Source organism: Microbacterium trichothecenolyticum (assembly GCF_030818955.1).
Lineage (GTDB): Bacteria > Actinomycetota > Actinomycetes > Actinomycetales > Microbacteriaceae > Microbacterium > Microbacterium trichothecenolyticum_B.
This window is the reverse complement of the sequence record NZ_JAUTBF010000001.1, coordinates 1502393-1525669: the sequence shown is the minus strand read 5'-3', so window position 1 is coordinate 1525669 and position 23277 is coordinate 1502393. Positions and strand designations below refer to the sequence as shown.

Annotated in this window: 24 protein-coding genes, 1 pseudogene and 1 riboswitch; of the genes and pseudogenes, 11 read left to right on the top strand and 14 right to left on the bottom strand. The window is 71.8% G+C overall.

What is annotated here, in order from left to right:
• Positions 1-15 precede the first annotated feature (15 nt).
• A complete protein-coding gene (locus QE412_RS07325; protein ID WP_307481672.1) occupies positions 16-627 on the top strand; it encodes a GNAT family N-acetyltransferase in 612 nt (203 codons plus the stop codon).
• 116 nt (positions 628-743) lie between these two features.
• Here QE412_RS07325 and QE412_RS07320 read toward each other — a convergent pair whose 3' ends face one another.
• The 9 genes from QE412_RS07320 to QE412_RS07280 all read right to left on the bottom strand — a co-directional run bounded on the left by QE412_RS07320 (position 744) and on the right by QE412_RS07280 (position 8618).
• Entirely contained in the window at positions 744-869 is a 126-nt protein-coding gene (locus QE412_RS07320) for a hypothetical protein (protein WP_307481669.1), read from the bottom strand.
• 199 nt (positions 870-1068) lie between these two features.
• Positions 1069-1371, bottom strand: coding sequence for a protealysin inhibitor emfourin (locus tag QE412_RS07315; RefSeq protein WP_307481666.1), 303 nt, complete (start codon positions 1369-1371; stop codon positions 1069-1071).
• Positions 1358-2416: a M4 family metallopeptidase gene (locus tag QE412_RS07310; protein WP_307481663.1), complete on the bottom strand. Its 1059-nt coding sequence runs from the start codon at positions 2414-2416 to the stop codon at positions 1358-1360. Before QE412_RS07310 ends, QE412_RS07315 begins: the two co-directional genes overlap by 14 nt.
• Positions 2417-2582: 166 nt before the next feature.
• Positions 2583-3371 carry an ABC transporter ATP-binding protein gene (locus QE412_RS07305; protein WP_307481659.1) on the bottom strand — a complete coding sequence of 263 codons (789 nt, stop codon included), beginning with the start codon at positions 3369-3371 and terminating at the stop codon, positions 2583-2585.
• Complete coding sequence (locus QE412_RS07300) at positions 3368-4234, bottom strand: ATP-binding cassette domain-containing protein (RefSeq protein WP_307481656.1); 867 nt, start codon at positions 4232-4234, stop codon at positions 3368-3370. The genes QE412_RS07305 and QE412_RS07300 overlap by 4 nt, the downstream gene beginning before the upstream one ends.
• Positions 4231-5100, bottom strand: a complete 870-nt coding sequence (locus tag QE412_RS07295) for an ABC transporter permease (protein WP_307481653.1) — start codon at positions 5098-5100, stop codon at positions 4231-4233. The genes QE412_RS07300 and QE412_RS07295 overlap by 4 nt, the downstream gene beginning before the upstream one ends.
• Positions 5097-6047, bottom strand: coding sequence for an ABC transporter permease (locus tag QE412_RS07290; protein ID WP_307481650.1), 951 nt, complete (start codon positions 6045-6047; stop codon positions 5097-5099). Before QE412_RS07290 ends, QE412_RS07295 begins: the two co-directional genes overlap by 4 nt.
• Positions 6044-7555 (bottom strand): ABC transporter substrate-binding protein, encoded by a 1512-nt coding sequence (locus QE412_RS07285; protein WP_307481647.1) that lies wholly within the window; start codon positions 7553-7555, stop codon positions 6044-6046. The genes QE412_RS07290 and QE412_RS07285 overlap by 4 nt, the downstream gene beginning before the upstream one ends.
• 133 nt (positions 7556-7688) lie before the next feature.
• Positions 7689-8618: an alpha/beta fold hydrolase gene (locus QE412_RS07280; RefSeq protein WP_307481645.1), complete on the bottom strand. Its 930-nt coding sequence runs from the start codon at positions 8616-8618 to the stop codon at positions 7689-7691.
• A gap of 115 nt (positions 8619-8733) precedes the next feature.
• Here QE412_RS07280 and QE412_RS07275 point away from each other — a divergent pair, with 115 nt between their 5' ends.
• The 3 genes from QE412_RS07275 (at position 8734) to QE412_RS07265 (ending at position 10547) form a co-directional block, all read left to right on the top strand.
• Positions 8734-9285, top strand: coding sequence for a carboxymuconolactone decarboxylase family protein (locus QE412_RS07275; RefSeq protein ID WP_307481643.1), 552 nt, complete (start codon positions 8734-8736; stop codon positions 9283-9285).
• Entirely contained in the window at positions 9282-9995 is a 714-nt protein-coding gene (locus QE412_RS07270; protein WP_307481641.1) for a tyrosine-protein phosphatase, read from the top strand. Before QE412_RS07275 ends, QE412_RS07270 begins: the two co-directional genes overlap by 4 nt.
• Before the next feature lie 87 nt (positions 9996-10082).
• Entirely contained in the window at positions 10083-10547 is a 465-nt protein-coding gene (locus QE412_RS07265) for an SIP domain-containing protein (protein WP_307481637.1), read from the top strand.
• 204 nt (positions 10548-10751) lie between these two features.
• Here QE412_RS07265 and QE412_RS07260 read toward each other — a convergent pair whose 3' ends face one another.
• The 4 genes from QE412_RS07260 to QE412_RS07245 all read right to left on the bottom strand — a co-directional run bounded on the left by QE412_RS07260 (position 10752) and on the right by QE412_RS07245 (position 15029).
• On the bottom strand, positions 10752-11207 hold the full coding sequence (locus QE412_RS07260; protein ID WP_307481635.1) for a Fe-S oxidoreductase: 456 nt from the start codon (positions 11205-11207) through the stop codon (positions 10752-10754).
• On the bottom strand, positions 11204-12016 hold the full coding sequence (locus tag QE412_RS07255; RefSeq protein ID WP_307481632.1) for an arginase family protein: 813 nt from the start codon (positions 12014-12016) through the stop codon (positions 11204-11206). Before QE412_RS07255 ends, QE412_RS07260 begins: the two co-directional genes overlap by 4 nt.
• 66 nt (positions 12017-12082) lie before the next feature.
• Positions 12083-12835 carry a PspA/IM30 family protein gene (locus tag QE412_RS07250; protein WP_307481629.1) on the bottom strand — a complete coding sequence of 251 codons (753 nt, stop codon included), beginning with the start codon at positions 12833-12835 and terminating at the stop codon, positions 12083-12085.
• A 91-nt stretch (positions 12836-12926) separates the two neighbouring features.
• Positions 12927-15029 (bottom strand): TPM domain-containing protein, encoded by a 2103-nt coding sequence (locus QE412_RS07245; RefSeq protein WP_307481626.1) that lies wholly within the window; start codon positions 15027-15029, stop codon positions 12927-12929.
• 124 nt (positions 15030-15153) lie between these two features.
• On the opposite strand from QE412_RS07245, the pseudogene QE412_RS07240 reads away from it, so the two are divergent.
• The 5 genes and pseudogenes from QE412_RS07240 to QE412_RS07220 all read left to right on the top strand — a co-directional run bounded on the left by QE412_RS07240 (position 15154) and on the right by QE412_RS07220 (position 20479).
• Positions 15154-15988 (top strand): annotated as a pseudogene (locus QE412_RS07240) (DUF3097 domain-containing protein).
• Positions 15989-16047: 59 nt separating this feature from the next.
• A complete protein-coding gene (gene trmB / locus QE412_RS07235) occupies positions 16048-16770 on the top strand; it encodes a tRNA (guanosine(46)-N7)-methyltransferase TrmB (RefSeq protein WP_307487072.1) in 723 nt (240 codons plus the stop codon).
• A complete protein-coding gene (locus QE412_RS07230; protein WP_307481622.1) occupies positions 16767-17627 on the top strand; it encodes a CPBP family intramembrane glutamic endopeptidase in 861 nt (286 codons plus the stop codon). Before trmB ends, QE412_RS07230 begins: the two co-directional genes overlap by 4 nt.
• 1004 nt (positions 17628-18631) lie before the next feature.
• A riboswitch (guanidine-III (ykkC-III) riboswitch) is annotated at positions 18632-18694 on the top strand.
• Positions 18695-18705: 11 nt separating this feature from the next.
• Positions 18706-19029, top strand: a complete 324-nt coding sequence (locus tag QE412_RS07225) for a DMT family transporter (protein ID WP_307481620.1) — start codon at positions 18706-18708, stop codon at positions 19027-19029.
• A 130-nt stretch (positions 19030-19159) separates the two neighbouring features.
• On the top strand, positions 19160-20479 hold the full coding sequence (locus tag QE412_RS07220) for a hypothetical protein (RefSeq protein WP_307481616.1): 1320 nt from the start codon (positions 19160-19162) through the stop codon (positions 20477-20479).
• Positions 20480-20542: 63 nt separating this feature from the next.
• Here the strand turns inward: QE412_RS07220 and QE412_RS07215 are convergent, their stop codons facing one another.
• Entirely contained in the window at positions 20543-20890 is a 348-nt protein-coding gene (locus tag QE412_RS07215; protein ID WP_307481613.1) for a hypothetical protein, read from the bottom strand.
• Between the two features lie 408 nt (positions 20891-21298).
• On the opposite strand from QE412_RS07215, the gene QE412_RS07210 reads away from it, so the two are divergent.
• On the top strand, positions 21299-21802 hold the full coding sequence (locus tag QE412_RS07210; RefSeq protein ID WP_307481611.1) for an SRPBCC family protein: 504 nt from the start codon (positions 21299-21301) through the stop codon (positions 21800-21802).
• A complete protein-coding gene (locus QE412_RS07205; protein ID WP_307481607.1) occupies positions 21799-23277 on the top strand; it encodes a phytoene desaturase family protein in 1479 nt (492 codons plus the stop codon). Before QE412_RS07210 ends, QE412_RS07205 begins: the two co-directional genes overlap by 4 nt.

Sequence of the window (23277 nt, the reverse complement as noted above, 5' to 3'; positions counted from 1 at the left end):
CGTAGAGTGTCGCTCGTGCTGGAAGAGGAGTACGAGAAGAGCCGCCGCCGGTTGCCCGCGCATCTGCGGCGCGCTCCCGAGCCCGAGAGGCCGTTCTCGTTCGAGATCCGCCCGGCGACCGAGGCGGACATCCCCGACATCCGCGAGATCTACAACTATTACGTGCGCAACTCGGTCGTGACCTTCGACGAGAAGGCCTGGTCGATCGCGAAATGGCGCGACAAGTACGCCACCCTGCACAAGCTGGGTCTTCCGTTCCTGGTCGCCCAGTCGCCGAGCGGTCAGGTGCTCGGGTACGCGCTCGTGCAGCCGTGGCAGTCGAAGTCGGCGTATCGATACACGGTCGAGAACTCGATCTACCTCGGTCAGGCCGCCGCGGGGAAGGGCCTCGGTCGCGCGCTGCTGGAGGCGCTGATCGCCGCGTGTCAGGAACTCGGTATTCGCGAGATGGTCGCCGCGATCAGCGACAAGGGCGCCGACGCCTCGATCGCCCTGCACGAGAAGCTCGGCTTCACCGAGGTCGGGCGCATGGGACGGGTCGGCTTCAAGTTCGGCCGGTGGCTCGGCGTGGTCTACCTGCAGAAGAGCATTCCGTCGAAGAAGAAGCGGCGGAGGCTGTTCGGCTGAGCGACGGTCCGAGCGTGGGCGGGCTGAACTCCTGGGTTTCGGTGTGGGGATGCCGTCTGCCGCCTGCGCACCAGGCGCGGCGCCCGTTTTCTCCGGAGTTCCGCCCGCCCGCGGCGTCAGTCAGCCAGCGAGGCCGCGAGGATGATCGCGCCGAGGTCGGCGGGACGGCTCCAGAGAGGCCAGTGCCCGGTGGGCAGGTCGACGTACTCGGCGTGGGTGAGCTTCGCCACGTCGGCGAACATCGGATGACCCGAGCGCGCGAGTTCGCGTACCCGCGCGCTCGGCAGCGAGCAGCACACGCTTCTCAGGAGTTTCGCCCGGCCGGAGGGAGGCGCGGCGGAAGCCGCCGGGGCACCCGGCAGAACGCGCGCCGGGGACGAGAACGAACCGGCGCGTCGGCCGGTGACGGTTCAGCGGGCGGCCGACGCGGGGCGGCACCACTCACCGGCTGGCGGCGTTGCGCACCTCGTCGACGAGCGCGCGCCAGGGGCCCTCGATCTGCCCGTCGCCCAGGCGCGCGCGGCGCACGGCGGTGTCACCGCGCTGCACCTCGATGCGCCACTGGTAGTGGTCCGCCCCGGAGGTGGCTGCCGGGGTCGCGTCCCACGGGCACTTCTCGACGAGCTCACGCCAGTAGGGCGCACGGGCGGGGTCGGGTTCGGCCCGCCACTGCTTCGACAGGCCGGCGATGCCGCCCGAGCGCACCACGACGATGACCAGGTGCTCGTCGTCAGGCTCCGGCATCCTCCTCGACGCCGACCCCGGCCCACGCGGCGCGGACGGCGGCGACCTCCTCCGACTCCTCACCGTACTCGCTGGTCGCGGCGGCGAGGGTGGCGACGGCGAACGCGGCGAAGTCGGCGGTCGGCGAGAGCGTGCCCGCCGTGAGCGTGCGATACCAGATGAGTCCGGCTCGCTCCCAGGCGAAGCCGCCCAGGGCGGCCGCCGCGAGGTAGAACGCGCGGTTGGGAATGCCGGAGTTGATGTGAACGCCGCCGTTGTCGTCGTCGGTGTCGATGTAGTCGCGCATGTGCCCGGGCTGCGGGTCTTTGCCCAGGACGTCGTCGTCGTACGCCGTTCCGGGGGCACGCATCGACCGCAGCGCGTCGCCCTGCACGGCGGCTGCGAAGATGCCCCGTCCGATCAACCATGACGCCTCATCGGCGCGCTGACCGAGGTGATGCTGCTCGGCGAGAGCACCGAACACGTCCGACAGCGACTCGTTCAGCGCGCCCGACTGGCCCTGGTACGCGAGGCCCCCGGCGGCCTCGGTCACCCCGTGACCCAGCTCGTGCGCGATGACACTGAGCGAGCGGGTGAACCCGACGAACACCTCGCCGTCGCCGTCGCCGAAGACCATGCGCTCGCCGTTCCAGAACGCGTTGTCGTAATCGTCGCCGTAGTGCACGGTGGCCAGCAGTGAGCCGCCCGTCGCATCGATGCCGTTGCGCGCGAAGGCGTCCCAGAAGAAGTCGAAGGTCTCGCCGAGGCCGTCGTAGGCCTCGTCGACCGCGCTGTCACCCGATGCCGCCTCGTCTTCGCTGCGCACGCGCCGCCCCGGCAGGTTCTCGCTGTTCTGCGCGTCGGAGACGATGCGATCGGGCGCCGGCACGGCCTCGGCGACGAGCGCGTCGCCGTCGATCGACAGGCGCAGACGGGTGCGCGTGGGCCGCGGCGGTCGCGGCATCGCCAGCGTCTTGCGTGCGGCCGCGGCGGCACGGGCGAGACGCGGGTCGTCTGTGGAGGCAAGTCGGTCGAGCAGGAAGGGGGGAACGATGCCGGGGGTCATGCGCCGAGGTTAGCGCCGACCTCCGACATCGTGGCATCCCGTGTTCACACACGGAGGCCGCGGCCCGCGCGCTCGGCGCCGAGAGCAGGGGATCGTTCGAGACCAGGGCGCGTCCGTACCGAACCGCTCTGTTCTCGAACGATCCCCGGCGCTCACCGCCGCCCGATCAGCCGGGCAGCGTCGGAATCGACGCGAGCAGCTGCCGCGTGTACGCCGCCTGGGGCTGCAGCAGCACCTTCTCGGTCGGTCCTTGCTCGACGACCCGACCGTCCTTCATCACCACGACCTCGTCGCAGACGTTCTGCACGACGCCGATGTCGTGCGAGACGAGCACGAGGGTGAGCTGCTGTTCGGTGCGCAGGCGCGCGAGGAGCCGGAGGATCTGCGCGCGCACGGTGACATCGAGCGCCGACAGCGGCTCGTCGCCGACGAGGATACGCGGGCGGTGCACGATGGCCCGCGCGAGGGCGATGCGCTGGCGCTGACCGCCCGAGAACTCGTGGGGGAACCGCGTCGTCACGTCGGCGTCGAGGCCCACCTGCTCGAGCACCTCGCGCACGCGCGCACGCCGGTCTCCCTCGATGCCGAGCGCCCAGAGGGGCTCGCCGACGATACGGCCGACGTTCATGCGGGGGTCGAGCGAGGCGTACGGGTCTTGGAACACCATGCCCGTCGCACGGCGGAGCCCGTGCAGCGAGCGCGCCGAGCCCCGGGCGTCGACGGGGCGGCCGTCGACCTCTACCGTCCCTGCGGTCGGCACGTCCAGGCCGAGGAGCAATCGCACGAGTGTCGACTTGCCCGACCCGGACTCGCCGATGATGCCCACGGCCGACCCGGCGCGCACCGACAGATCGACGTCGTCGAGCGCGGTCGTGCGCTCGGGCCGCCCGAAACCGCGGCGCGGAGCCGGGTAGGTGCGCGAGAGGCCGCGCGCGCGGATGAGCGCCTCGGTCACGGTGTCTCCTCACCCGGGGTGGCGGCAGCGGGCGTCGCGGCCGCCGTCGGCGCGTCGGCCGGGGTCGCGGCATCCGGGACGGCCGTCTCGGGATGCCAGAGGGTCGCGGTCGCATCTCTCAGCAACGCCTGCGTGATCGGCGACGACGGGGCCCGCAGGAGCGCGTCGACCTCGCCCTGCTCGACCACGCGTCCGTGCTCGAGCACGACGGCGTGGGTGGCGACCTGCGCGAGCACCGCGAGGTCGTGCGTGATGAACACCAGTGACGTGCCCGCGTCGTGGACGAGCGCGCGCAGCAGGCGCAGGATGCCGGCCTGGATCGTCACGTCGAGGGCGGTGGTCGGCTCGTCGGCGATGAGCAGGCGGGGGCGGCACGCGAGGGCCATGGCGATCGCCACGCGCTGGCGCTGACCGCCGGAGAGCTGGTGCGGGTAGCGCGCGACGATGCGCCCGGGGTCGGGGAGGGCGACGCGCTCCGCCTCGACGACGGCCCGTCGCAGGGCCTCGCGGCGTGAGACGCCCTCGTGGATGCGCACCGACTCCCCGATCTGACGACCGACGGTACGGAGGGGGTTGAGGGCGGTGCGGGGTTCTTGGAAGACCATGCCGATGTCGTCGCCGCGGAGACGGGCCAGCTCACGGTCGGGCAGACCCAGGATCTCGCGGCCGTTCCACCGCACGCTGCCGGTCGCTTTCGCTCCGTCGGGCAGGAGCCCGAGGATCGCCAGCGCCGTCAGGGACTTGCCCGACCCCGACTCGCCGATGAGACCGACACGGGCGCCGTCGGGCACCTCGAACGAGACGCCGTCGACCACGCTGCGTCCACCGATGACGACCCGCAGGTCGTGAACGACGAGGCTCACGCGACCACCCCCGGAACGTTCGTACGGGCCGAGGGGGCACGATCGGCGAGCGTCGGGTCGGTCGCTTCACGCAGGGCGTCGCCCAGCAGGTTGAACCCGAGCACCGTGAGGGTGATCGCCAGGCCCGGCCACACCACCGTGAGCGGGTGCACGGCGATGTACCTCTGCAGGTCGTTCAGCAGCACGCCCCACGACGGCTGGGTCACCGGGGCGCCGAAGCCCAAGTACGACAGACCCGCCTCGGCGAGCACCGCCGCCGCCATGCTCCACGACAGGTGGACGATGAACACCGGCGCGACGTTCGGCAACAGGTGCCGCGTGAAGTTCTGCCACGAGGTCAGACCGCTCGCGCGTCCGGCGAGCACGAAGTCGCTCTGCAGCACGCGGCGCAGTTCCGGTCGGGTGACGCGGGCGATGTTGACGCCGAAGCCGATGCCGACCGACCAGATCACGACCGCGAGCGAGCCGCCCCACACGGCCGAGATCATCATGGCGATGATGAGCACGGGGAACGCGATGAGGATGTCGACGAGCACCGCGATGCTCTCGCGCACCCAGTGGGCGCTCAGCGAGCCGAGCGCCGCCAGCGCCAGACCCAGCAGCGAGGCGACGACTCCGGCGCCCACGGCGACGACGATCGTCGTGCGCGCGCCGGCCATCAGCAGGCTCGCGATGTCGCGGCCGGTGCCATCGGTGCCGAGCACGTGCGGCCACGACGGCTCGAGCCGCAGCGCGCGGGCGTCGACGGCGGCGGGGTCGAACGGCGTCCACACCAGCGACACGAGCGCCGCGACCACGAGCACGACGACGACCAGGATGCCGAACCGGCCCGTGCCGAGGGCCCAGAGACGTCTCAGGGTGCTCACGAGGCCTCCCGCTGTCGGGGATCGACGAGACGGTGCACGAGATCGACGACGAAGCCCACGACCAGCACGAAGCCGGTCAGCGCGAGCAACTCGCCCTGCACCTTGGGCAGGTCGCGTGAGGCGACGTCGGCGACGAGCATGCGCCCGACGCCGGGCAGGGTGAACAGCTGCTCGATCACGACCGCGCCGACGATGATCCCGGCGATCTGCAGGCCCAGCACCGTGATGACCGACAGTCCTACGTTGGGCAGGCCGTGAGTCAGCAGCGCGCGTGTGCGGGTCAGGCCTTTGGCGGCGGCGGTGCGCACGTAGTCCTGGCCGAGCGCCTGCAGGGTGGCGCTGCGCACGAAGCGCAGCAGCATGGCGCCTTCGACGACGCCGATCGTCAGCGCGGGCAGGATGAGCGCGCGCAATGCTGCGCCGGGATCGTCCCAGCCCGCGCGGGGGAAGCCCTGCGGCGGCAGCCACCCCAGCCACACGGCGAACACCACCACGAGCATCATTCCCGCCCACACCACGGGCACCGCGGCGAGGGCCTGAGCACCCACGCTGAGGACGGTCCCGCCCACCCGTCGCCGGCCGAGGGCCGACAGGACGCCGAGAGGGATGCCGATGAGCAGCGCGATCGTGAGCGACATCGCCGCGAGGGGCACGGTGACACGGGCCTTGTCAACGACCTCGGCGACGACCGAGGTGCCCGTGATCAGGGACGTGCCGAGGTCGCCGCGCAGCAGCCCGCCGACCCAGTCGAGGTACTGCTGCCAGAGGGGAACGTCGAGGCCGAGGCTCGCCCGCAGGGCGGCGACCTGCTGCGGGGTGGCCTCGGCCCCGGCAATCAGCTGGGCGACATCGCCCGGGAGTACCCGGAGCGAGACGAAGATCAGCGCGCTGGCCACGGCCAGGCCCAGAACGAGCAGGCCCAGCCGTGTCAGCGCGTAGCGGATCACTCCGACGAGACCGTCACGCCCGCCAGCGGCAGGCGCACGTTGAGGGAGTTCTTCGGGAAGTTCGCGACCTTCGTCGACACCGCGGCGCGCGGGGCCGACAGGAACAGCCAGTCAGCGGCATCCTCATCGTCCACGATGCGCGCGGCCTCGGCGAGCAGGTCGGACGACTGCTGCTCGTCGGTGGTCGCGAGCGACTGGGCGTACAGACTCTGCACCTGGGGGTTGTCGTAGCCGAAGTAGTACGACGGGTTCGCCCAGTTGCCGAAGTCGCGGGCCTCCACGTGGCGCACGAAGCTCAGGTCGTAGTCGTGGTTCGTGTACACGTCTTGCAGCCAGGTCGTGAAGTCCACGGAGTTCACCTTGAGGGTGACGCCCACGTCGGCGAACGACGACACGAGGAACGTCGGGATCGACGTCGGGTACACGTTCGGGATCGTCAGCGTCAGGCTCAGGTTCTCGGCTCCCGCCTCGGCGAGGAGTTCGCGCGCGCGGTCGGGGTTGTACGAGATGCTGCCGGTGAGGTCCTCGTAGCCCGGGTCGAGGGGCGGGATCGGACCGTTCAGCGTCTGCGCCGCGACGACTGTCTGAACGAGGGCGTCGTGGTCGATCGCCAGGCGCAGGGCCTCGCGAACGCGCTGGTCGGTGAGGGGGGCACGCTGGTTGTTGAATGCCAGCGTGGCCTTGTCGGTGGTCAGACCCGACTCGATCGTGAAGTTCCCCGTGCCCTCGATCTGGCTCTGCAGCTCGGGGTCGATCTCGAGCGCGACATCGACGTCGCCGTTGACGGCGGCGTTCACGGCGGCGCTGCGGTCGGGGATGTAGTCGAGCACGACTTCGGCGACGCCGGCCCTCTCGCCCCAGTAGCCGTCGTAACGGGCGAGCGTCAGGCTCTGCCCGGTGTTCCACGCCTCGACCCGGAAGGGCCCGGTGCCGTTGGCGGCGGTCTGGAAGTTGGTCGTGTCGCCGTTCTTGAAGATCAGGCCCGCCCGGCCGGTCAGGGCGAAGAGGAAGTCGATGTTGGGCTGGGCGAGGGTGATGACGACGGTCGAGGCGTCGGGCGAGGCGATCGAGGCGACGTTCGCGAGGTCGGCGCTGTTCTGGATCGTCGCGTCGTCTTTCGCGGTCTGCAGCGAGGTCACCACGTCGTCGGCGGTGAGCGCGCTGCCGTCGTGGAAGGTGACGCCGTCGCGCAGGGTGAAGGTGTAGGTGAGGCCGTCGGGCGAGATGTTCCACGCCGTCGCGAGGGCCGCGACGATGGCGTTGTCGTCGTCGCCGTTGCGGGTGACGAGGCCCTGGTACACGTTGTCGATGAGTGCTTGCTCGAGCGCGGCTCCGCTGGTGTGGCGGATGTCGAGGTTCGACGGTTCGAGCGACAGACCCACGGCGAGCGTGGCATCCGGGTTCGCCGGCCCGGTGGGGGTCGTGGCGGTGTTCGAACCGGTGCACGAGGTGAGCAGGACGGCTCCGATCAGGAGCGCGCTCGTAGCGAGGGCAGCGCGGCGCAGCATTGCGGGGTGGGTCCTTTCGCAGGCCGGAGGCATCCGAGTGCTGCGGATGCCGTGGAGGGGTGGAAACAGCCTACTTTCACCCGTCCGTCCTCCACGTCGGGTGTGACGGAACGCGACGTTGTGTGACGCGAGGTCAGCCCGGGTTGCCGACGCTCCCCACCTCGTCGCGGATGGCTCCGGCGAGCGCGGCGGGATCCTCCTCCTGGGCGTTGTGCCCGGTGGCCGCGACCCGCACCCGTGCCGCGGGCACGCGTTCGACGAACACGTCGGCGTCGGCCGCCGTGACGAAGCCACGCTCACCGCGGATCAGCGTCACGGGGCTCGTCACCTGGGCCAGATCGTCCCAACCGGTGCTGGCGAGCACGGCGAGCACGGCATCCGGGGTCTCGTCGTCGGCACCGGCGTTGGCCGCGGCCGCGGCGAGATGGGCGAAATGGTGCTTCCACTCGACGCGGCCGTCGGGGCGGACGCGCGAGTTGAGGAAAACGCCGCGCGTCGCCGTCTCGCGCGAGCCGCCCAGCCCGAACGACAGGGCGCGGTCGACGAGTTCATCGCGTGACGCCCAGTCGGTGGGGCCGGCGAAGAACGCCCGGATCTGCGCCGGACCGGTGCGGGGATCGACACCCGGGGTGATGTCGACCACGACCAGGCGCGAGACGAGGTCGGGACGGGATGCCGCGACCGCGGCCGCCGTGAGTCCGCCCAGCGAGTGTCCGACCAGCACCTGCGGGGTGTCGGTCCAGGTCTCGAGAGCGGTGACGACGTCGGGGGCGAGCACGCGGGCGACGTACGCGGCGTCGTCGCGCCACGACGACTCGCCGTGGCCGGGGAGGTCGAGCGCGAGGGCGGGCACGCCGAGATGCAGCAGGGTCGTGTCCCACGTGTGGGCGTTGAGCCCCGCCCCGTGCAGCAGGGTGACGACCGGGGGAGTGTCGCCCCACCGCAGACCGCTCAGTGCGCGGCCGTCGGACAGCGCGAGACTCACCCGTCTCACGACGGGGACCGCGCGATCCAGGTCGGCGGCCTGTGCGGGCAGGAACGAGAACTCGTCGAGCGCGGGCATGACTGCCACCCTGTCACCGGGCCCCGCGGATCGCCAGTGGTGCGCCGCGGGGCGTCACGGGCACCGTCGCCGTCGGGCCGGTGACGCTGGCGCGGCGCCGTCGTAGGCTGTCGCCATGGGCGAGGAACAGCGCGTACACCTGTCGAAGAAGGCTCCGCAGGCGTACGCGGCCCTGCGGTCGTTCTCCACCACCGTCGGTCGCCTGGCCGCCGAGGCCGGCATCGACGCGCGCCTGCGTGAGATCGTGCAGATCCACGCGTCGCAGCTCAACGGCTGCGCGTACTGCGTGCGCGTGCACGTCGACGCGGCGGTGAAGGCCGGACTCGACGCCGACCTCATCGCCCAGATCGCCACCTGGCGGGAGTCCGGGGTGTTCGACGAGCGCGAGCGCGCCGCCCTCGCGCTGACCGAGTCGTTCACCTTCATCCACGACGACGGCGTTGCCGACGACGTCTACGACCAGGCCGGCGGCATCCTGAGCGAGCAGGAGTACGTCGCGCTCAGCTGGATCCTGGTGGCGATCAACGCGTTCAACCGCGTGGCCATCGCCGGTCGTTACCCCGTGCCTCCGCGAGCGCGCACGTCCGCCGTCGCGAGCGCGGACGCCGTCCCGCCCGCGACGACGACTCCTCGCGCGCCGCACGCGCACGAGGAGACCCCCGCGTGACGGGCTCGCTCGTCCCGGGGGCGACGAACTTCCGCGACGTCGGAGGACTTCCCGCCGGTGAGGGGCGCACGCGCGAGGGCGTGCTCTTTCGCTCGGGCAACCTCGTGCACCTCGACGACGACGGCGTCCGCAGGCTGAGGGATTTCGGCATCCGACGCGTGATCGATCTGCGCGACGAGGACGAACTCGCCCACGCGCCGAGCCGGCTCGAGGATCTCCCCGTCGAGGTGCAGCACACACCGCTCTTCCTCGGGTCGGTCGCGTCGTTCTTCTCTCGCGAGCTGAGTCTCGCCGAGATGTACGACGGGATCGTCGACGATTCCGCGGATCGTGTCGTGCAGGCGGTGCGGGGCATCCTGGTCGCTCAGCCCGCCCTCGTGCACTGCACCGTCGGCAAAGATCGCACCGGCGTCACCGTGGCGGTCGCGCTCGCCGCGGCCGGAGTCGACCGCGAGGCCGTCGTCGACGATTACGCGAGGACCGAGCAGTTTCTCTCTCCCGAGCGCAACGCTGCCGTGCTCGCCGCTATCCGTCGGGTGTACCCCGACAACCCCCACACCGAAGACCTCGCCGCGCGCTCACCCGCCCCGGTGATGCGTGCCCTCCTCGCGCGCCTGGACAGGGAGTACGGCTCACCCGCCGGTTACCTGCGGGCGCACGGTCTGCGCGACGAGGAACTGCGACGACTGCGCGAGGTGCTGGTGGGCTGACGCGTGGGACCCGTGCGGTACGACGTCGAGAGACAATATCGGAACTCAGGTTAGGCAACCCTTCACAAGCGCTATAGTGAAGGCATCATGACCACGTCCTCCGAGCACAACGACGCCGTCTGCCGCGCGTCGCGGCACACGCGCGTGCAGCACCTGGTGACCGCCGACGAGAGCTCTCTCGTCGAGCTCGAGGCGCTGCTGTCGACGCTGCCGATCTGCTCGACCGGGCGCGTGTTCGTCGAGGTCCCCGATGCGTCGTGGATCGGCCACATCGCCGCCCCGGCACGCATGACGCTCACGTGGCTCGACCGCTCCCGCCGTGGCGGTGCCCCCGGCACCGGTCGCGCGTGCGCACCCGGCGAGGCGCTGTCGCGCGCCGTCTCGGGCTGGGCGGGCGAGATGCTGTGCTGTGACGACGACGCCACCCGCGTCATCCTGCTCGGCGGCTACCTCGGCACGGCCGAGATCGTCGACGACCTGGTCGCTCGCCACGGCGTCGATGCGCAGGCCATCCACACCCCCGAACGCTTCGGTCTCGCGACCGCACGCTGAGCACGCCGCCCGCGCCGGGTCTCGTCTCGCCTCGTCTCGCCTCGGAGGGGAGGCGATCGGGGAAGGGGGATGCCAGGGACGTGCGACGCGCTTGCGTCCGCCGAATCTCCGCCCCTCGCGCCGCCGAATCCGACACCGCAGGCGCGGCCGCCTCACCCGCGCGCGCCCGCGGCGGAGTGACGCGGCGGGCGAGCGCTCGGAGGCTCAGCTGCCGCGTGGCACGTAATTGCCCTCGACCAGCCCCGCCTCGATCTCGAAGCGATTGCGCAGGGGGTCGCGGCCCGCGAGGGCGTACAGGAACGGCATGAGCAAGCCGTACCGGCGCCACTGCCGCTGGTGAACGGCTTCGTGTCCCAGCACGACATCGGTGGGCCGGGCGTCTCCGGTGAGGAAGCACCCGCCCACGCAGACGCCGCCGCGCGGGAACGCCCACCTCGGCAGACCGCGGAACACCCAGAGGCCCTGCCTCTTCTCGACGCGCCCGGTGCTCCACAGCGAGCCCCAGACCCATCCCACCGCGCAGCCGTACCAGTAGCCGATCCGGCTGATGGGGGAGTCGAGCAGCACCCCGGGGATGAACGCGTCCCATCGACGGCCGCGGGCGACGGCTCGGTCGGCGCGTTCGCGCCAGCCCGCCGGCGGCCGGGGGAGGGGGCTCACGCGAGGGCTCCGATCAGACGCAGGATGGTTCCCAGATCGTCGACGGCGGCGGCGGGCGACGAGGGAGAGAACTCGGTCAGGGTCGCCCCGGCGAGGGGGAGTCGTTCGCGCAGCCGGCGGATGGATGCCACGACATCGGCCGTGCGGGCGCCGAAGGGTTCCGCGAAGGAGACGCCGGTGATCTCGGCCGGGTCGAGTACGTCGAGGTCGACGTGCACGTGGACCCGTGACGCGCCGGTGGCCACCACCGCGTCGACCAGAGCGTCGGGGTCGGCCAGTGCTCCCGGGGTGATGACGGCGATGGCGTGCGCGTCGATGAAGCGCTGCTCCTCGGCATCCACGGAGCGTGTTCCGGCGAGCACGATACGCGCGGGAGGGATGCCGGGGTCCAGACGCAGGGGTTCCTCGCCCTCGCCCGTGAGCGCGCGCAACACCATCCCGTGGAACGCGCCGCTGGGCGAAGAGGCGGGGGTGTTGAGGTCGGCGTGCGCGTCGATCCAGACGACGGCGAGGTCGTCGCCGGCGACGGCGGACACCGCGCCGAGGGCCACCCCGCAGTCGCCGCCCACGACGACCGCGATCTCATCGGACACACGCACCGCGTCTTCGATGCGTTCGCGCATGCGCACGAGAGCCGTGAGCCGGTGCACCGCCGTGCCCTGCGCGTCACCGGCTTCGGGAGGGGCCTCGAGCACGGTCGTGGCGGCGCGCGGAAGGTCTCCAGCGATGGCTTCGGCTCCGTCGATGAGCTGCATGGCTCGCGACGACGACGAACCCTGCCACTGCGGGGCGACGATGAAACGCGTCATGGGATTCTCCCGATGAGCAGAGAGTGCACCGCCCGACGAGCCGGGCGGTGCACTCTCACGGTGGGTTCAAAGGTCGGGGCTCGGGGCGTCGATGGCCGCGCGCTGCGGGCCGCCGACCTTGAGGGCGGCGAGGCGCGCCTCGACCTCGGTGAGCTCGCCCACGTCTTCGAGAGCGTTGAACTGCGCGTCGATGCTCGACGCGGCAAGCTCCTGCTTGCCGGCGGCGAGGGCCTCTTCGCGACGGATCTTGTCTTCGAAACGGCCGAGCTCGCTGGTGGGGTCGAGCACGTCGATCGACTTGACGGCGTCGTGGACCTTGTTCTGCGCCTCGGCGACCTTGGCGCGGGCGAGCAGCTCGCTGCGCTTGGAGCGCAGCTGCTCGAGCTTGCCCTTCATCCCGTTCAGGCCGTCTTTGAGTTTGTCGACCACTTCGGTCTGCGCCGCGATCTGGGGCGCGGCGGCCTTGGCCTCGCTCTCGGCCGTGATCTGGCGCTGCAGCGCGATCTTGGCGAGATTGTCGAACTTGTCGGCCTCGGCGACGTTGCCCGCGGCGCGCAGCTCGTCGCCCTTGCGGCTGGCGGCGAGGGCCTTGTTGCCCCATTCCGCTGCGGCCTGGACGTCTTCCTGGTGGTCGCGCTCGAGCAGGCGCAGGTTGCCGATGGTCTCGGCGATCGCCGATTCGGCGTCGGCGATCGAGTTGGAGTAGTCGCGGACGAGCTGATCCAGCATCTTCTGCGGGTCCTCGGCCTGGTCGAGGAGCGAATTGATGTTCGCGCGGACGAGGGTGGAGATGCGACCGAAGATGGACTGCTTGGCCATGCGGGGTGTTCCTTCCTGAGGGAGACGGTGTCGAGTCTGGTGTCGGATGCTACGAATTGTCTGTGATCGGCACCGCGGCCGGTAGGGGGTTCTACCTGCGGTTCACGCGCCCGCCCCCCGAGCGGCTGCGCCCGCCGCCGGACCTGCCGAGAGAGCCGCCCCCGCCGCGGGACCGGCCGCCGCCCCCGAACCCGCCGCCCCCGAACCCGCCGCCTCGAGCGCCGCCTTCTCCGAAGCCGCCGCCCCCGAGAACTCCGCCGAGGCCGCCCAGGCCGCCGCCCCCGAAGCCCCCGCGGCGTCCGCCACCTCCGCCGAGAAGGGCATTGATCGCGATGCCGCCGAGGAGGGCGCCCATCGCGTCGCCCCCGCCCCCGCCTCCGCCGCTGCCGCCGAAGGCGCTCACGTCGTTCTGGGCGAGCGACCCGGCTTGCGTCGAGAGCTGCGCGGCGCGCTGCGCGGCCGACAGCGCGGCGACGGGGTCGATCGAGCGCAGGTGCTCGGCCTGCACGAGAGCGGCGCCTGCCTCGGCCAGACGTGTGCGTGCGGTGGGACCGACGGCGCCGCGGCGCGCGGCGATGAAGTCCTCGGTCGCCGACACCTGCGCGCGCGCCTGGGCCAGCGTCGCCTCGAGCTGGCTCTCGGCCCGCTGTCGCCGTTCCGCCGCGTCGCGGGCTTCGTCGAGGACCGCGTCGATCGTGGCGTTGGCCTGCTGCAGCGCGTCGAGTGCGCGCAGGGGACTGCGCCGAGGGCCGGCGAGCGCGGCGCGGGCGGCGTCGAGGTGCGCCCGTGCCGCGGCGGCGGCCGCGGCGATGCGCCCGTCGGCGTCGGGGAGGTGCGTCGCCGCGGCGAGGTCGCCCTCGACCTCGGCGGCCAGCGCGGCAGAGCGTTGCTCGGCGGCGTCGAGCTCGGCAGCGAGGGTCGTGACGGCGCGCTCGAGCGTCTCGGCCTGGGCGGCGGCGGCTTGAGCCGCGCGGATGGACACGGCCGCCTCGCCCGTGCGCTGTTCGCCGAGCGCCGTCTCGGCCGCGGCTGTTTGTTGCGCGGCGAGGTCGAGCCGTGCGCGGGCCTGGGCTGGGTTGTCGGCCACGGGGGCCAGGGCGTCGTCGGCGTAACGCTCGCGCAGGCGTGCGAGCTCGGCCTCTGCGGCGGCGAGAGAGCCGGCCGCCGTCGTCTGCTGGTGCCGCGTCGCGTCCAGTGCGGCGGGCGCGTCCGCTTCTAGCGCTCGCAGGTCGTCGAACGCGGCCGCCTTGGCATCCAGTGCCTCGTCGGCGGCGGCGCACAGACGCAGGATCTCGCCGTAGCCGGCGCGCTGCTCGTCGGGGGTCTCGGGCGTGGTGTCATCGAGCTGTTGCTGGATCGAGAACGCCCGGTCGAGATCGGCCTTCGCCTGCGCGATGACCTCGGTGAAAGGCTCGGCGGCGGCGTCGCCGAACTGGGCGCGGGCGAAGCCGAGTTCCTGCTCACTGGTCTTGATGGCGTCGTCGGTGGCCACCAGCGCCGACCCCGCGCGACGCGACAGATCGTCGATGCTCTCGGCCGGTGTCGCCGCGTCGCCGGTCGCGGCGCGACGGCGACGCAGACCGAAGAAGATCAATCCGCCGACGACGGCGAGCAGGAGCACGCCGACCAGCACGATGGGGCCGATCGCCGGGCCGCTCTCGGTGGCGGGCGTGGGGGGCGTCGGCTGGCTGCCCCCGGCTTGCCGGTGTGCGGCCCGGATACCGTCGGCCGCAGCGATCGCCGCTCCCGCGTCGTCGCCGGCTGCGAGCAGCGGCTGCACCTGTTCCTGTTCGATCTCGGTGAGCTGTGCCGCGCTGAGCTCGCCGTCGTCGACATCGCCCGACAGGTAGAAAGTGGCGGCACCGTCTTCGACCGCGATGGCGAGCAGGTACTGGTGCGGGCCGAGCTGGTTGCGGTTGGCCGTCTCGTTCGCCCAATCCTCTGCGGCGGGAGGATCGGTGAAGCCGTCGACGTACACGACCCACAGGTCGAGCCCGGTCTGCTCCGACAGGGCTATCAGGCGGGACTGCACCTGCGCCTCTTGCGCGTCGGTGAGCAGGTCGGCCTGGTCGAGCACGTAGCTGGATCCCAGCGACGGCGGTGGCACGGCGACCGCCGTCATCGGGATGCCGACGACTCCCGCGACGACCAGCACCAGCGTCACCAGCACGTGCGCCGCCTTCGGCTTCCGCATGCCGCCCCTTTCGACCGCTCGACGTCGTCCAGCCTATAAACGACCTCCGACACCCGGGAAGATTCGGCGCGTCCGCTCTCAGCGCACATCGCCGCCGCCTAGGCTCAAGCGTTCGGAGGTAGGAATGGACGACCGCTACGGCACCGACGTGCTGGCCCGGGGGTTGGCGTGACGCCGGACGTGTGAAGCCCGCCGAGGTCGCGGCATCCGTCGACCTGGTGGTCGAGGTCGCGGGCAGTGATTATGTCGGCGCGGTGACCCGCGTCGACGGCATGAACGTCGAGCTCGAAGACCGCTTTGGCAAGCGCCGGCTGTTCCCCCTCGGCGGCGGCTTCCTCGTCGATGGCAAGCCGGTGGTGCTGACCGCCTCGGCAGCGGCTCCGAAGGGGCGCACGCGCACGGCATCCGGATCCTTCGCCGTCGCCGACCAGCGCGCGCGGACCGCCCGCGCCAGCCGCATCTTCGTCGAGGGCAAGCACGACGCCGAGCTCGTCGAGAAGGTGTGGGGCGCAGACCTCCGGGCCGAGGGCGTGGTCGTCGAGTTCCTCGAGGGCGTCGACCTGCTCGAACAGACCCTGGATGCCGAACCCCCCACCGCCGAGCGGCGCTACGGCGTGCTCGTGGACCACCTCGTGCCGAACTCGAAGGAGTCGCGCATCGCGGAGAAGATCGCCCGCGGGCGGCACGGCGCGCACGTGCGGATCGTCGGGCACCCCTTCGTCGACGTGTGGCAGTGCGTCACCCCGCGCGCGCTCGGTATCGCCGCGTGGCCCGAGGTGCCTCGCGGCATCGAGTGGAAGGTTGGGGTCTGCCGTGCTCTGGGCTGGCCCGCCGAGGAGCAGGCCGATACCGCCCGCGCCTGGCAGCACATCCTGTCGAGGGTCACCACGTTCCGCGACCTCGAGCCGGCCCTTCTCGGCCGCGTCGAGGAACTCATCGACTTCGTGACCGTCCCGTGAGCGGCCGCAAGGTGCCCGTGCGGCACACCCCCGAGGGCTCGTCGCCTAGCCTGGATGCCATGGATGCCGCGCCCGTGTACCGCGACAAGCCGGTGTCGTTCGTGCGCCGCAGCGGCCGCATGTCCGAGGCGCAGGACCGCGCGTGGGCCGAGCTGTCGCCGTTCTACCTGCTGCCGGTCGAACGCGCCGCGGCCGCCACGAGCGTGAAGCCCGGGACGGCCATCGATCCCGCCACCGTGTACGGACGCACCGCCCCGCTGGTCGTGGAGATCGGCTCGGGGCAGGGCCATCAGATCGTCTCGGCGGCCGCAGCACACCCCAAGAAGGACTTCCTCGCCGTCGAGGTGTTCACGGCGGGCCTCGCCCGCACCATGCTCGACGCCGACCGCGAGGGCGTGAAGAATCTGCGCCTCGTGGAGGCCAACGCGCCGGAGGCCCTCGAGCACCTGTTGCCGGCGGCATCCGTCGATGAACTCTGGATCTTCTTCCCCGACCCCTGGCACAAGAACAAGCACACCAAGCGCCGTCTCGTCGCCCCCGAGTTCGCGCGCATCGCCGCACAGGCGCTGCGTCCCGGTGGCATCCTGCGCCTGGCCACCGACTGGCAGGACTACGCCGACCAGATGCGCGACGTGCTCGACGAGGCGCCCGGCTTCGAGCGGGCGTTCACGGGGGAGTGGGCCGAGCGCTTCGAGGGGCGTGTGCTCACCGCCTTCGAGCGCAAGGGACTGCGCGTCGGGCGCGACATCCGCGACCTGACCTACACCCGGGTCTCGCCGTGACCGCGCACACCGCGGTGCCGGTGCACGAGCGATCCACGTGGACGCTCAAGCTCATCCCGGCGCTGTTGGTGTGCCTCGCCGCCCCGGTGCTCTTCGTCGTGCAGAGTGTGTGGCTGGGCTGGACCCTGCTCGCGCTCGCCGTGGCATCCGGTGTTGTCGTCGACCGTCGGCTCGGCGTCGCCCTCGCGCGGGGCGCCGAACCCAGCATCGCGCGCGATGTCTCGCTCATCGCGATCGGGCAGTTCATCGTGAGCCTCATCCCGCTGCACGCTGAGCTCGACAACGCCGCCTTCGTGCGGTTCATGCTCGCCCTCGGCGGCGCGGTGGTGGTGCCGTACGTCATCTCGCGCTTCGTCTACCGCGACCGCGCGATCGCGTTCCCCTGGCGCGGCGGTGGACGCTGGACGTGGTGGCAGTGGGCGTGGCTCGCCGGCGTCATCGTGCTGGGCTACGTGATCCTGCCGTTCTACTTCATCACCTCCGGCGTCTACATGAACTGGCCGGTCGTGAACACCCCCGACCTCATCGCGCGGCTGTTCGTCGGCGTCGGTGCGGTCGGCATCTGGGACGAGCTGTTCTTCATCTGCACCGTCTTCGTGCTGCTGCGCCGGCACTTCCCCGACCTGACCGCGAACCTGCTGCAGGCGATCGTGTTCGTGTCCTTCTTGTGGGAGCTCGGCTACCAGGCGTGGGGGCCGCTGCTGACGATCCCGTTCGCGATCGTGCAGGGCTTCCTCTTCCTCAAGACGCGCTCGCTCTGGTACGTCGTGACGGTGCACCTGCTGTTCGACGCCGTGGTCTTCGGCGTGCTCGTGCACGCGCACAACCCCGGCGCGGCATCCATCTTCCTCATCTGATCCGGATGCCCGCACGCACCGCCGAGGGCGCGTGCGGCGCCGAGACCCCGTTGCGCCAGCCCGGCGCCCGTCGTCGTTTCTGACACCGCGGCCGCGGGCCCGCTGCCCCGGGCATCGCCGCGCGGGCCTGCCCCTGGCACCGCCGCGCGGGCCCTGGCCTGGGCACCGCCGCGCGGGCCCTGGCCTGTGGCATCCGCGCACCGCCCGGGCGTCGTGTTCCGCTTGGGCGTCGTGTTCCGCTCCGGGCGTCGTGTTCCGCTCCGGGCGCCGTGTTCCGTTCCCGGCGGTGTCCCGCCCATGCATAAACGCTGTTCGCGCGCATAAACGCGGGGAGAGCGCGTTTATGCGCGTGGATCGCGTTTATGTGTGAGCCGACGACGGGCTCGACGGCTGGACGGGCTGGACGGGCTCGACGCGGGTGGCCGCGGTGCGTGCGGCTCCGGCGTGTGCGGTCGCGGTGCACGCGGCTTGGGTAGATGCTGCTCCGGTGGGTGTGACGCGCGGATGGGCGTCGAGCTCGCACGCATAAACGCTGTTTGCGCGCATAAACGCGGGGAGAGCGCGTTTATGCGCGTGGATCGCGTTTATGTGTGGGGTGCCGGAGGGCGTACGCGGCTCGCCCGTCCCCGAACGCCCCCCGCCAGCGCCCGCCCCACCCCGCCAGCGCCCCGCCCCGCCGCCGCCCGGCCAGCGCCCCGCCCGGCCCGGCCAGCGCCCCGCCCAGCGCCCCGCCCCGCCCCCGCCCGGCCAGCGCCCCGCCCGCCCCACCCCGCCAGCGCCCCACCCCGCCAGCGCCCCGCCCGGCCCGGCCAGCGCCCCGCCCCGCCGCCGCCCGGCCAGCGCCCCGCCCGGCCCGGCCAGCGCCCCGCCCCCACCCCGCCAGCGCCCCCCGGCCCCCGGCGCCCCCCCGCCTCGCCACGGCGGCCGGCCACGGATGCCAATACCCCGGCGGCTCTGCCCGGGAACTGCCCGGGCAGAGCCCAGGTGCGCCCGCTACGCTGATCGCCGGACGCCCCCCGCGTCCCCGGACGAGGGATCAGTACCCGGACAGCGACAAGACTGGGCAAGGAGCATCGCCATGTCGTGGATCGTCCTGATTCTCTCGGGCGTTCTCGAAGCCGTCTGGGCTACCGCCCTCGGGCGCTCCGAGGGATTCACCAAGCTGTGGCCCACCGTGATCTTCGGCGTCGCGATCCTGGCATCCATGGGCGGTCTCGCCTTCGCCATGCGCGAGATCACCACCGGAACGGCCTACGCGGTCTGGGTCGGCATCGGCGCAGCACTGACGGTCGTGGTGGCGATGATCAGCGGCACCGAGACCGTCTCGCTCGTGAAGATCCTGCTCGTGCTCGGCCTGGTGGGCTGCGTCGTGGGGCTGAAACTCGTGGGCGACAGCCACTGACCAGGTCATTTCTCCAGAAGTCAACCAGAGGGAACGTTCGGGTTCATCAGCTACTATCTGGCTCACCTGCACTTTCCCGGGCCCGACACCGTCGTCACTCGCCCACACATTTCTTCGTGAAAGGTTCCGAGTGAGCGCACCGCCGAGCGAGCTTGTCACCCCGACGCAGCCGTCGACAGTCATCGGGCGACCGCCCGTACGCCCTCTCGACCGCCTGCGCGGCTCCCGCGTCGGTCGGGCGCTGCGCCAGTACGGCTCCGATGTCCTGCGCGCCCCCGAGGGCGTCGTCCCCCTCGAGCGCGGCGCGTTCACCCGCGTCCTGCTGCTGTGGGCGATCGCCCGCGCGGTCAATTTCGGCTTCCTCTGGGGCTTCTATTCCATCGCGAAGGCCGCGCGCTGGGGCTTCGGGCCCGACAGTGAGCGCCTCGGCACGTTCTTCGACTACCTGACCGGCTGGGACGCCGACCGTTACGGTCAGATCGCGGCGCAGGGCTACCCCATGTCGCTGCCCATGAACGTCTCGGGCGACATCCTGCCGAACAACTGGGCGTTCCTGCCCGTGTTCCCGACCCTGGTGCGCGTGCTGTCGGGCGCCACGGGGCTCGGCTGGCAGCCCGTCGCCATCTTGCTCAGCATGGGCGCGAGCCTGGCCGCCACCTGGCTGCTCTTCGTGCTGTTGCGCACGGTCACCACGCCGCAGTCCGCGTGGTGGGCGGTCGTGTTCTTCTCGTTCGCGCCGATGTCGTTCCTCTTCGTGATCGGCTACAGCGAGGGCATGTTCATGGCGCTGATGTTCGGTGCGATGCTGCTGGCGATCAAGCGTCGGTACCTGTGGATCCTGCCGATCGGCCTGGTCACCGCGTACACGCGTCCCGGGGTGCTCGCGCTGGGCCTGGCGCTCGGCATCGTCTTCCTCGTGCGCTTCTTCCGTCGCCGCGTCGACCCGTTCCCCGTGCGCGAGTGGGCCTCGCTGATGGCATCCGGACTCGTCATCGCCGCCGCCGGACTGTCGTGGAACCACATCGCACAGCACATCACCGGCACGCACAACGCGTACATCCGCACGGAACTGGGGTGGTGGCTGGACTACGTCGGCAATGACGAGTTCACCCCCTTCACGCCCTGGTTCCGTCAGGCGGGTACGCATCTCGGCGTCGTGGGCATCGTCTTGGTCATCGCGCTCATCGTGGCCTTCCTGGCCCTGATCTGGTCGCGGCCGGTTCGGCGCCTGGGGCTCATGGTCGTCGCGTACGGCTTCAGCTACGGCGTGTACATCCTCGCCGTGTTCCTGCCGCAGCAGAGCACCTTCCGGCTGCTCATGCCGATGGCGCCGCTGATGGGCGACGCACGGTGGTCGTCGACGCCGCGTCGACGCACCGCCATCCTCGTCGGCTGCCTCGTGCTGCAGGTCGTGGCGATCCTTCTGCTGTGGACACGCGGCAACCCGTGATCCGTTGAGTGACGACGACGGGGCGACGCCGCGCAGGCGTCGCCCCGTCGTCGTTCGGGTCGGTCAGTCGGGACGGCCGCCGGGATCGATGGCGTCGATCATGTCCCCCTCGACCGCGTTGTCGGCATCCAGGTCGGCAGAGCCGACCGCGTCGCCCGTGTCGTCGGCGAAGGCCCCGGCGGCATCGTCGGCATCGGATGCCGCGGAGTCGGCGCGCGATGCGGAGTCGGCCCGCGCTGCGGAGTCGCCGCCAGCGGATGCCGAGGCGGTCCCGGTCGCCGCGGCAGGGGCAGGCGCGGTCTCGGGCGGCAGCGGTACGGTCGGCTCGGAGGGCGCGGGGACGGTGGGCTCGGACGGGTTCGGGGCGAGCGGTTCGGACGGGGTACCGGGGGTCGGGGTCGGAGTACTCATGGCCCCAGCGTCGACGGTGGGCATGGTGTGCGCGAGGGACTTCCGGCAAGCCCGAACAGGGTGTACCGCGGGCGACAGAACACCACCATGCGGGGCGGCGTGTGTCCGCGGTCCATGAGGTGACGCGGCGCGAGCATGATCTCCTCGACGCCGGCGCCGAGGTCACGGCGCCGAAGTGGCGGTGGTGTCGTCGGCGCGCACCGGGGCTTCCAACGGACTCGACGGCTCCCCGGCGGGCGGGACCCGGGCGTGGTTCGTGCTGCCGTCATCGCCGGTCGGCCGACCGTAACCGCGGCGGTGATCCGGCGCAACCGGTGCGACGGGTGTCGGCGGTGGGCCGTAGCGTAGGCCTCACCGGGACATACGGCCGCGTCGACGTCCCGATCCGCGCCGATCAGGAGGAGCACCATGGCCCGCAACGTGCGTCTGATGCGCTGCAGCCCCGACGACGTCTTCCGCGTGCTCGCGAACGGCTGGCTCTACCCCCTGTGGGTCGTCGGCACATCGCGCATGCGCGACGTGTCCGACACCTGGCCGGCCGTGGGCTCGACGCTGCATCACTCGTTCGGGTCGTGGCCGGTGCTGGTGAACGACACCACGACCATGCGGGTCTGGGACCCGCCGCGTCGCGCGGTGCTCGAGCCGCACGGCGGGCCGATCGGTGTCGCCCGTGTCGCGCTCGATGTGAAGGCCCGCGGAGATATGTGCGTCGTCCGCATTCAGGAAGAGCCCGTCACCGGGCCCACCACGCTGTTGCCCGACACGGTGTTCGACGCGATCACGCGCTGGCGAAACGCCGAGACCCTGCACCGTCTTGCCTACCTCGCCGAGGGCGGTGCCCCCGGAACCGCCGGGGGATCCTCGGCGCTCGGTCACGAATCCACCGCCGAGAAGGAGCCGATCGACCGATGAGCGAGAGCTATGACGCGATCATCGTCGGCTCCGGCCCGAACGGGCTCGCTGCCGCCGTCACGCTGGCGCGATCCGGGCTCGCGGTGGCGGTGTACGAGCGCGCCGACTCTTTCGGCGGCGCCGCCTCGACGGCCGAGTCGACCCTGACCGGGTTCCGGCACGACGTGGGTTCGGCCGTGCACCCGCTCGCTCTCGAATCCTGGTTCTTCCGCGAGTTCGGCCTCGACCGTCGCGTGCCTCTCGTGGTGCCCGAGGTGTCGTACGCGCACCCGCTCGACGGGGGGCGCGCGGGCCTGGCGTTTCGTGACCTCGCCCGCACAGCCGAGGGGCTGGGGGTCGACGGACCGGCGTACGAGCGCCTGATGCGACCGCTCGTCGCGCACCTGCGCGGGGTCGCCGACTTCACCGGCAACGCGTTGCTGCGCGTACCGGGTGATCCGCTCGCGGCCTTCTTCTTCGGCATCCGGGCACTCGACCAGGGCGGGCCGTGGTGGAATGCGCGGTTCCGCGGAGAGGTCGCGCCCAGCCTGATCACCGGCGTCTCGGCGCACACGATCTTGCACCAGCCGAGCCTCGCCGCCGGCGGGGCGGGGCTGGTGCTGGCCACCTACGGCCACGGCCGCGGCTGGCCGATCCCGGTGGGCGGCAGCCAGGCCATCGCCGACGCGATGATCGCCGACGTCCGGGCGCACGGGGGTGTGCTCCACGCGGGCGTCGAGGTCACTTCGCTCGACGAGTTGCCGCCGTCGCGGGTCGTGCTGCTCGACGTCACTCCGCGCGCGCTCATCCGTCTGGCGGGGGAGCGGATGCCGGTGGCCTACCGACGCGCGCTGGAGAGGTTCCGCTACGGCGGTGGCGTCGCCAAGGTCGACTTCGCGCTGAGTGAGCCGGTGCCCTGGGCCGACGCCGACGTCGCGCGCGCCGGCACGGTTCACATCGGTGGAACCCGTGCCGAGATCGCGGCCGCCGAGAACGCCGTCGCGCGCGGCGAGCTGCCCGATGCGCCGTACGTGCTGGCCGCGCAGCCCACCCTGTTCGACCCTTCCCGTGCGCCGGCGGGGAAGCATGTGCTGTGGGCCTACACGCACGTGCCGGCGGGAAGCCCCGCCGATCGCGAGGAGGCGATCGTGCGCCAGATCGAGCGGTTCGCGCCGGGCTTTCGCGACACCGTGCTCGCATCGTCGTCGCGCACGGCCGTCGACATCGCCGCGTGGAACCCGAACTTCCCCGGCGGCGACATCTCGGCCGGAGCGCCGACGCTCACCCAGCTGCTCGGTCGCCCCGTGTACCGCCCCGATCCGTGGCGCACCCCGATGCCGGGTGTCTACCTGTGCTCGTCGTCGACGAGTCCCGGTCCCGGCGTGCACGGACTCGCGGGGTGGCACGCGGCTCTCAGCGCCCTGCGGCACGAGTTCGGTACGCGCCTGCGCCCGGATCTCGCCCCTCGCGACGACCAGCTCGTCGCGCTTTCGTAG